Source organism: Bradyrhizobium genomosp. I (2014), from assembly GCF_000261685.1.
Taxonomy (GTDB): domain Bacteria; phylum Pseudomonadota; class Alphaproteobacteria; order Rhizobiales; family Xanthobacteraceae; genus Bradyrhizobium.
Map to the genome: position 1 here is coordinate 1 of NZ_AJQE01000405.1, position 10,086 is coordinate 10,086.

Below are 10,086 nucleotides of genomic sequence, written 5' to 3' on the forward strand. Positions count from 1 at the left end.
CGCGCTCGCCATGTTCGATGAGGCCTTCTCCAAGATGGACGGCAAGAACCAGCGGCAGATGATGAGCTTTTACAAAAACCTCGGCCTGCAGTTCGTGATCGCGGCGCCGTTCGAGAAGCGCGTCGCCGTGCTCGAGCACATGGACACCATCGTGGAGGTGGACCGCATCGGCGAGCAGTCCAGGGCCACTGTGGTGGAACTGAAAGAGAAGGCCAAGCGCGAGCTGATGGCCATCGATCCGGACCTGATGTCCGAAGATGAGCTCGCCACCCGTCTGGCCGCCGAGTAGCCATGGCTCGGCGTTTCACGGATGCGATCGGCCTGCTGAACGACCTGCTCAACCGCTTCGAGGCGGGGGCCGCAAGCCCGATCGCCCACCCGGACTACCCCGCTTTCCCATCAGTAGTCGCGGCGGACGCCTTCCTGAAACAGATCAGGGAAGCCGAAAGCGCCGGCGCGGTCTCCCTTGGTTGGGGGCGGGGCCCCATGCGCGACCAAGTGGCACATGTGCGGCTGGCCTCGGCGGAGATCCTATACCGATATCTCCGCCGTACCCCCGCGTCGCGCATCGCGGAGGATGCCGCTGTGCGGCTTGTCGCCGGGGCGGCGATGCACGACTCTCTGAAGAGCAGCGCTTCCCAAGTCGCCGAGGTATGGGGGCGGGGGAAAACGTGGCACGGGGTTGCTTCGTCCGATGTCGAGACACTGCGCGACGCGTTCGTTCTCGCCCAGGCCATCCTGGCTAACAAACATCTTGGCGTCGACTACAAGACCTTCTCGAGACGAACGGTGGGGCACAGCAAAACGCTCGAACGGATCGAAGGCGCGGTCGTGCGGCTCCTGAGCGGCATCCTGGAGTTTCCCCCCGGCGCGCGGCCACGCGAGGCGCTCCGGGCAATCGGCCTTGAGCGCTTCGCGCCACCGCTGCTGATCGCGGGCAAGATCGACCTCGATGGAGCCGACCTCTCCGGAATCTCTCCGCTGTATCTCGGAATCACTCCCAAGGAAGCAGATCGCGTCCGCTTCCGGGAGCCGCCGGCCTACGTGCTAACGATCGAAAATTTCGCAAGCTTCAACCGGCACATCGCCGAGGCGGACCCCGGCCGATTAGGAACGACCATGTATGTCGGAGGGTACCCCTCGCTTGCCACCCAGCAGGCGCTGCGGACGATCGCAGGATTGGTATCCGAACAGACGCCGATCTTTCATTGGTCGGACATCGATCCGGACGGCACCTGGATCTTCCACACCATCGAGCGCGCCGTCGACCGGCCGATCCGTGCCCACCTCATGAGTGTCGAAGTTGCCGAGCGTTTGGGACAAGTGCCGTTCAAAAAATCCGCACCCGCTCGATGTCCACCGGACTCCGGTATCGCAGCTCTGGCAGCGTACCTGGCGAAAGATGGAGCCAAGACGCTCGAGCAGGAAGAACTCGATCCAGTCCTGCCAGAGTTTCATTAGAAAATGCGCGCGGACGCTCGTGGTTGCTGCTTTGGCTGTCTCGCTCAGGACGTCATTTGTTTCAAGCGCGACAACAGCACCGCCCGCAACTACGTGCTGCGGGCAAACCGACATCGTTTCTTCATAAAAACGCTCAACCAGCATTGGCATGCCAGTTGCTTGAAGATGGGACGAAACCACCTGTGACTATGATGCTCGTTCAGCATCCGGTTGAAGTATTGAGATGAAATATGCCCGCTTGATCGATGGCAGAGGTCCCCCGATGCGCTTTCCAAACCGGGCGCCTGCCTCGCGAACTCTGCCATCTTGGGATCGCGCTCCGGTTTGCCGGGCAGAAGCCGATTGTCTTGGGGGCTCGCAACGAATGGTGGTTCTCAGCAAGAACGCCAGCGTAAAGGCGTCCTCAGGACGATCGTTTGGCATCGGATTAGCCCATGGTTCGGGGTGGGGCATCTGCGACATGCAGAGCCTGCGCTCTTGAAGCTAGGTGTCGGCCTTGCATCGGGGCTTGCAGATGGTCAATGAGCTAATGCAGAACGATTGGGATCTTGAGAACATACTCAGGCAACAGGACGAGCTCAAGGTCAAGCTGCTTCGCGCCCAATCGGTTGTCGCCGAATGTAAGGCAGGATTGGCGGATCTGGAGCGGAGGCTTGAGTGTCGAGCGGTCTCGATCGATGAACGCCAGCGCAACTCTGCGGCAAACAATTCAATACGCAACGCACGGCCGCCTAAATCGCGAAGCCTCGATAATCCTGTTAACCCGGATGCTGCCGTGGCGTTTTCGCCTCGATGGGACCGCTGAAAGCTGCCGCCGCGCACGTTAACGGCGACAGGTTTTGGGACGGACCTGGCGAAGATCTCGAGACGCATGGTGTTGCGAACCCGGCGGGCGAACTGGACAATTAGGTGCGGCCTTGCCGATAGGCTCGGCTTTTTGGCTGATCGCGGTGCGTCCGCCAGGGATGCGCGCAGAGCAGCACCAGATAGGGGACGTATCGCCGCGTCTTTGGCTAGAGCCTCCTGTTTCGGGGCTGCTCACGTAGATGTCCTGAATCGAGTGTCAAGAGCTCTCCACTTCCAGCCAGTTCGGTCGTCTTGTCCGTCTTTAAGTCGTTGAAATTTCCGATTAGGCGTCCATGGAGGGGGCGCGAGCGGGCGCGTTCAATGACCACGATGGTCCGCTATGGCCGTTGGGCAGGCGACGTGCCGAGCGGTGCTGACCGCGGAAGCCGACCATGCCTCCGGCATCGCATGGATGATGACGGAACTCACTGACTATGTCCCGCAAGCGATCACTCCGGAACAGGGCGGGTAACGGCAGTCATCTAAAAATTCGTGAGACACCAGGAAGAGGGGATCCGGTGCGAATGCGATCCGGTGCCGGCCGTAGCCTCGTCAGCTTCTCGAAAGCTTTCCCGAATACTCACTGCCCACCGATCCTGGACGAGAGGCTGCGTGGACTCACGCGCAATTGGAGTTGCACAAATGAAATCGGGGACCGGTTGGGAGCTCAATCAGTGTGAGCAGGCTGACGTTACGAAGTTGTTGGATTTTCGTACTATCGCAAAACGCTTCATCTTTTTCGCGCATAGGCAAGGTGCTGCTGCGCGATCTCAAGTCCAGGCGTCTACTGCGTCGGATAAATGTCATCTTGTGCGCGCCAGTGACGCACGCGGCGACTCGATCAAGCCAGCGCTCAATACCAGAAAAGGCACGCGACAATGATGCGCGTGACAAAAGCACGAGCAGGTCAATGACAAAGCGTTTTCGCAACTGGGCCCTATTGTCCATACTCGCCTCCATGGTTGTCGGCCCCGCCGCAAAAGCGCAAGACCGCCGGACTATCGCCGAACCTGTTGCACCTGATACGGTCTGTGATCGCCCTGTGCCTTCCGGCAAGAACGATACAGTTAGCCTACAGGAGGCCATTGAACATTGCCCCGATGGCGCTGCAGTTTATCTCGGGCGCGGCGAGTTTCACTCAGGTCCACTCGAGATGAAATCGGGCGTGACCTTATGGGTCGGACGCGGTGCGACACTGATCGCCATCCCCGAACCTGCCGCTTACGACAAGGGCCTCGGACAATGTGGTCGCATTGCGGAAAAGGGCGACGGTTGCCGGCCATTCATCAGCTTTTCTAAAACGCGCGGCGGCGGTATCTACGGAGAGGGCATCATCGATGGTCAGGGCGGCGCGCTGATCGGCGGCGGCGCGGAAACCTGGTGGCAGCTAGCCCGCCGCGCCCAAGCCCAGGGCGGCAATCAGAACGCCCCACGCTTGATCCAGGTCGATCATGCGCAGGATATCACGTTCTCTGGTGTCACCTTGCGCAACGCTGCCAATTTTCATGTCGCGATGAACCGGGTTGAAGGTGCCACGTTTTGGGCCCTCACGATCGATTCGCCGGCGGATGCCCGCAACACCGATGGCATCGATCTTGGCGCCAGTCAGGATGTGACCATCACCCACAGCTGGATCCGTACGGGTGACGACAACGTCGCAATCAAGGCCGGCGACAATGGTTCAAGCAGCCATATCTCGATCATTGATAATTATTTCGGCTGGGGGCATGGCATGTCGATCGGCAGCGAGGTGAATTCCGGGGCCAGAGACATATTGGTGCGTAATCTGACACTGGATGGTACGACGTCGGGCCTGCGCATCAAGAGCGATGTTGGTCGAGGCGGTCTGGTCGAGAACGTGACTTATGAGTACGTGTGCCTGAGGGGCAACCGGTGGCCGCTGGCTTTCGATGCAAAATATGATCCGCGCGCTCAAGGCACGAGGATTCCGGTCTATCGGCAAATCGTTCTCCGTCATGTGCATGGCGACACTGGTGTGCTGCTGATGCGCGGCATAGACGAGCGGCATGCCCTGGACGTGACACTCGAAGATGTTCGATTTGCCAATTCCGCGACTTGGCAACTTGAACATGCGAACGTCAGCGCAAATCACTCTGACGTATGGCCCCCGCTGCCCGGACGAGCTACACAACCGCCGCTGCGCGGATCGGAGGTATGTTCCAAGGCATTCCGCGACGGCAATCGGTAAGCACTACACGCGGCGCCGAACTCAGGTGGTGAGTTCCGCATCTGGGGCCAAGATTACTGGTGTTGACGAAGGTCGGGCTCATGTCCCGAGTTGGTTGCTATTGGCCGACAGTTTTGCAGGGCCGGAAATGTCAAGGTGACGCAGGTTCTGATTTGGCGATGAAAATCTTGTGTCGATGCGCGACGGCTATCCCGCTGAGAAACGAAGTGTAAGATCACATGCGAATTTTCGTTTCCTCCGCTGCACTTCTGGCGGGATGTTTCTGCATCGCCGCGGCGTACGCTCATCCACTGTTGGTGTCGCATGCCGGAAATGCAGACTATCACTCCGTGCAGCAAGCCATCGACGCATTGCCGGCGGAAGGCGGAAACGTCCGGATCGCGCCAGGCATCTATCGCGAGAAGGTTAAAATCACGAAATCCGGTGTTCATCTCGCAGGGACTGGCAACAAGCCGGAGGATACGGTCATTGTGTATGGCGACGGCGCGGTCAATGTAGGAGGAACGGCCCGTTCGGCGACGCTGGATGCCCCTAGCGATGACTTCCGGCTCGAGAATCTGACCATTCAGAACGACTATGCCCTCAATCCGGCCAATCCACCTTCGCAGGCGGTAGCGCTGTCCGTTACCGGAGATAGGGACGTCATTACGCGCGTCCGCCTGCTCGGCGCCCAGGACACGCTGTTTGCCGGCAAGGGACCAAACGGTAGAATGTCACGACAATACTTCTCGAACTGCTACATCGAAGGGCATGTCGATTTCATATTTGGCAACGCCAAGGTCTGGTTCCGGCAATGTGAATTGCACGGCATCGCCAATCAAGCGGTCATCTATACCGCTCAGAGCAAGGCAACGCCGGATGAGGACAGTGGCTATGTTTTTGATCATTGCAGGCTAAGTGCCGACCCTGCTGCGCGCTATATCGCGCTTGGCCGCCCCTGGCGCTCCTACGCCACAGTGGTCTTCCTGTCGACAAAGATAGATGCACGAGTGATTGCGGAAGGCTGGCGCGAATGGGCTCCCGGCGAGACCAACAAGTTGAGCACGAGCTATTATGCCGAATATAGATCCTTCGGCATCGGTGCTAACCCATCAGGCCGCGAGCCTCATTCCCATCAACTGAAAGATGGCGAAGCTGCGAGATGGTCGCTGAGAGTGTTCTTCGCGGGTGTCACAGATTGGCTGCCCACGAACCATCAGGTTCGAACAAAGAGCAATGTTCACGGTGAAGGGGTTCCACGGCGATCCTCGGATGAATGAGGGGAGCGAGCCTGATTGTGATGGAGAGTCTTGTACAGCAACCCAACCGCCGCCGGAGCCAAACCGACGGAAAGGGGGGCCGGCGCGACGATCTCATCTGTTCGCCGTCCACCCACATGCGCCCGCTTCAGCTCGCAGATCATCTTGTCCGTTTTGGCGGATCAGTGTCGGCAAGCTCTACGGACCGTCACGTCAGCACGTCGTCATCGCTCGGGAACGGCTGATTTGCCTGTTCAGCGCCTTGCGCAGATCTCCGGAGAGCGAAGTGGGCTGATGCTTCGCGGCTATATTCGTTCGGTCGGTGAGCGACGAAAATTCCCGTGCGCGAGGCGAGGGCGCCTATCTGCGCCCCGTCGAAAGTTGCTTCGGAACGAGAGCTCAGTCGGTCGAAAAGTTGTTGAGGAGACCAAGGCGCGCCGCGGCGAAATCATCGGTTACGGAGGCGCTGCCTCAGCCAACCAACTCGGTTGACGAGGCCGCAGACTGTTCGGCAGGTTTATTTGACTTCGGGGGCGTTCCGCGAGCTCCATCTTGGCAAGCAAGTTGTGGAGTTCAAGCATGCACCGCGTTGGCAGCTTACGATGGCCAAGCCGTCGTGCAGGTGAGGTCGTGCGCGCTCGAGCGGGGCGGTCCCGAGACTGCAAGAGAAGCCTTGCGGTCCCTCAGTCAAAGACTGAGCCCGATTGAAGTGAGCGAATCGAAGTCTGCCGGATCTTCATTGCCAACTTGGCTTGCCAGGCACCGTTACTGCTGCGAACTCAGGACGCCCTGCACATCTTCTCGAAAAAGAATGTTTGGGGTCGTTTTGATGCCTGAACGCGCTCGTCGCCACTGGGCGAGAATCTCGTCTCCGAGCGGAACGTCCCTTTCGAAGGCTTACGGCGCAATTCGCCGTTTCTCGTACGACGTGGATCTCACATACGGCATTCGAGCAACAGCTCCGGACCCGGTGGACAATTTGGTCCCTCGGAACCGCAGTCAAAGCAAAAGTGCCAACGCGCGAGAACGCCTCCGGTCTGCGTCAAGGAAAAGACGTTGTGCGTCATCAATGAACGCCTGCAATAGGACAAGCTCACTACCAAAATTGATGCCAAGGACGACAAGATGCACGTCACGTATGATCCATTGGAGACGGTAGCGGCTATGTAAGTCCCGCCGTGATGCTTGAATTCGGCGCACGATCGACCGGCGATCCATTGTTAGATCGGTCGACCAATTTCGTCAGCTCGAACACGAAACCGGCGAAGAGGTGCGATAAAATTGGAGCAACTCCGTCCGTCGTCAGGCGGGTGCCGATGCGACGCCGGTCTCGCGCGCAGCAATATCCTGATCTCGTCAGCTTCTTGAAAGGTTGCGGCTACAACAATCGAGAATCTGAAGAGCTGCAATCTCGCCGTAATCCAGGCCGTACGGATTGCTGCAGGGTCTCTACAAACATGAGGAGAGCAGGATGGATCCGGTTGACCCATTCTTCGATTCAGGAGCCTGGATGCGGGAGTACGCCGCGCTGCCGGGGCGGGCGGGTCAGCGACGGGGCGACTCAAGCGAGCAAGGCGACTTTGAGAAGCGTATGGAGGATTTGCATCTCGATCCGTCTGATCAAAGCAAGTCAACTTCACCTGATCGGCCTCCCGCAGGAGGTGGTCGAGCAGTCCGGCGGGACGATTTCGGCGGTTCGATGCGGGCGCCGCCGCACTCCACTTTTAGGGAGAGTGCGCTAGGCGACACGCGCCGGAGCGTAGACATTCCCAGCTTTCAGCTTACCGCTGCGACGCAAGTGCCGCAGTCTAGTTTGCGAGATGATCTGTTCAGCAGCGCGCGCTAAAGCTTTCCGGACGCAGAGTCTGCCGCGTCGGCCAAAAGCGGAAAAAGCCGCAGATTATGGTCACGCTTCAAGTCGGGAATCGGCAAGGCGCTTGGCCGGAGCAGCAGTGAAAATTCGTCGCGCGACGCTGGGCAATCTGACGTCTTTTCGACGAATTTACGAATTGATTATGCGAGGCAGCCGGGCCGGACGCGCGGGGTCCCTGCGGCCGATGAGGAGCTCATTAAAGATTTCCGAAACAAGGCGGCGGGTAACCTCACCGACGGCACGATCAAGAATGCGGCAACCGATTTGCGCCATTTGAGCGTGCTCCTGAGCGAGCACGGCAGGCCCTCAATTGCGGATCGAATAGCCGGGAATTGGAAAACGCGCAGCAGGACAATCCGGAGGTGGAAAACCACCAGCTGGAAGCTGAGCTCGATGAGGAGGTCGACAGGTACGCAGGCCGCCGCGGCACGCGCATCAAGGCGGCCTTGAAGAAGCTCCGTGAGGTCGGTGCCGGAAACGCCCTGGCGCCTGATCTCCGCCGACTGGCTCCTCACGGCGCGGACGCAACCCTCATCCACATGTGGGCGGCGGCGGAAAAGGCAACACACAGGATCGAGCCGAAGACGATCGACAGGCAAGCTCGCCGCATGTCTAAGCTGAGTGAGTGGCTGCGGACCCATGATAGGCCACCGATGGCCGGCCGACTTTCCACCCCCGCGTTTGTCCGGGATCTCGAGGAGTACAGGCGCGAAACCAACGACAAGAAGATCAATGCTGATCTGGTCAAACTTGGCGGATACGAGCAAATCCTGGAGGCGAACAGGGCGCTTGGATTGAGGCCTCCTGAGGATCCGGGCCAGCCTTCTTGGGAAGCTGCTCGACAGCCGCATGCACTGCAGGGTCCTCCCGCAACGCCAGCTAGCCCGAGCGCGGGCGCCTGGGATTGGCTTGGCGAGCAGATCCACGGGCCCAACATATCGATGCCAGCGCCGCCCAGCCATTGGCAGGCCGGTTCGTCGCAGCAGCTTCCCGCAACCCCGGCGACGCCGAGCGCCGGAGCCTGGAACTGGCTTGGCGAGCAGATCCAAGGACCCGCCTCACCAGAGCCAGCGCCGCACTGGGGCGCGCAAGCTCATCCGCCGCTCGAGCTTCCTGCTACACCGGCCACCCCCAGCCAGGGAGCCTGGGCCTGGCTCGGGCAACAGATGCAAGACTCCGCATCGCCGTCGTGCGTGAGGCCTCGATCGTCAAACATCTACGGCGGTCTCGACTCCTTCGTTGATCTGGATCCACCCCACACCCCACGACTTGCGTGACGATGCGCGCTCTGCGCCAGCATCTGAATTTGCAGCCGCCTCGTCGTTCGCAGGACCGCCGGGGGCGGCTCCGGAGCTGCGGGATATAGGAGCGATCGTTGGCGCCGGCTGGCGCCACGGCTCCCAGGCGGCTTCAGTCGTGTTGATCGATGTATTGGGAAATATGCATCTGCTGCCAAACCAGTTCGGGCCAAGTCAGTTTGTGATCAATGGGGAGCGCTATTTTCGGCTACGATGGACCAGGAGGCCGCAGGGATGTTCGCCTGATCCATCATCCCCGCGTGAGCCAGCCGGATGAACCAGGCCCGTCTCAGTCGCTCTATCGTCCCCGGCCGATCGTGCCAGCCGTGCAATCCGGTGAGGGGCCCGTTGATCTTGGGTATCTGATCCGCGGGGATGGGAGCACCGAGATCGATTCCTTCCGCCCTACCTCGTCCGCGCCCTGGAAGGCCAAGGCATCTTGCCGCGGGCGGGCCAACCAACCTATTTCGAGATCCGCGGAGTGCCTTACAGGGGTGAATTGGTGGAGAGCGAAGGCCGCCAGCGCGTACGCATTTATCCTGAACGTGGCTGAAGAGGCAGCAGGGCCTGCAATCGAGCTTTCGGCGGGGCAGCTCGCGTAAGGCGTTCTATAGCGAGGCTGTTGGCAGGCGATGGATCCGTTGCAGGGGCACGGCCTGAACCGTCCAGCCTCCTCTTTGTAGAATCTGCCAAGCGATTCTACCAATTTGGTGCGTGCCCGGACATGCTTTCTGCATCCCTGATCCTTTCACATAGTCCGCCAATTCTTGTCTTGAAAACCGCAGCTACCACAGATCGAACGCATTCCTGATCGAGGGAGCACCGGCGCCGAGCGCAGGCGATGGCCAAGCGCCAAGAACTTGGCCACCAAACGAAAGTTTGCTGACAAAGGCTTTTCCTGATGGCCGCCCAAATTCCTCGGCGGGCGCGGTATTTCGCAACCTGCATAGCTTAAGGCCTCATGCCCAGTTCAGTTATTGCGCTATGCAAAGGCCCCTCGCGCTGCGTTGCAAACACCTGGTCCGCTCGGGAGCAGAGTGCAAGTGCCCACTGGACCTGGGAAGCCGATGAAAGCGAGCTTGGTGCGATAAAAATCGCTAAGGTCAGCTTCCTCCCAGCGCTTTTCCCAAATAATTGCCGCGCGGCGAACAGGATGGAAGT

At 59.7% G+C, this 10,086-nt stretch carries 6 protein-coding genes; 5 read left to right on the forward strand and 1 reads right to left on the reverse strand.

Translation table 11 applies throughout. The features are described 5' to 3' along the window. From IC50_RS35455 to IC50_RS35480, 5 genes are all read left to right on the forward strand, one after another. Positions 1 to 289: hypothetical protein (locus IC50_RS35455; RefSeq protein WP_035716080.1), on the forward strand; the 289-nt coding region annotated here is incomplete at its 5' end. 2 nt (positions 290 to 291) lie between these two features. Beyond that, positions 292 to 1,461 (forward strand): Wadjet anti-phage system protein JetD domain-containing protein, encoded by a 1,170-nt coding sequence (locus tag IC50_RS35460; RefSeq protein ID WP_035716081.1) that lies wholly within the window; start codon positions 292 to 294, stop codon positions 1,459 to 1,461. A 1,756-nt stretch (positions 1,462 to 3,217) separates the two neighbouring features. Then, a complete protein-coding gene (locus tag IC50_RS35470) occupies positions 3,218 to 4,516 on the forward strand; it encodes a glycoside hydrolase family 28 protein (RefSeq protein WP_014497833.1) in 1,299 nt (432 codons plus the stop codon). Positions 4,517 to 4,734: 218 nt separating this feature from the next. Then, entirely contained in the window at positions 4,735 to 5,775 is a 1,041-nt protein-coding gene (locus IC50_RS35475; protein WP_011084794.1) for a pectinesterase family protein, read from the forward strand. A gap of 2,184 nt (positions 5,776 to 7,959) precedes the next feature. After that, positions 7,960 to 8,904, forward strand: coding sequence for a hypothetical protein (locus tag IC50_RS35480; protein WP_018647405.1), 945 nt, complete (start codon positions 7,960 to 7,962; stop codon positions 8,902 to 8,904). 972 nt (positions 8,905 to 9,876) lie between these two features. Here the strand turns inward: IC50_RS35480 and IC50_RS42860 are convergent. Then, a partial coding sequence (locus IC50_RS42860; RefSeq protein ID WP_210161548.1) for a hypothetical protein occupies positions 9,877 to 10,086 on the reverse strand: 210 nt, incomplete at its 5' end.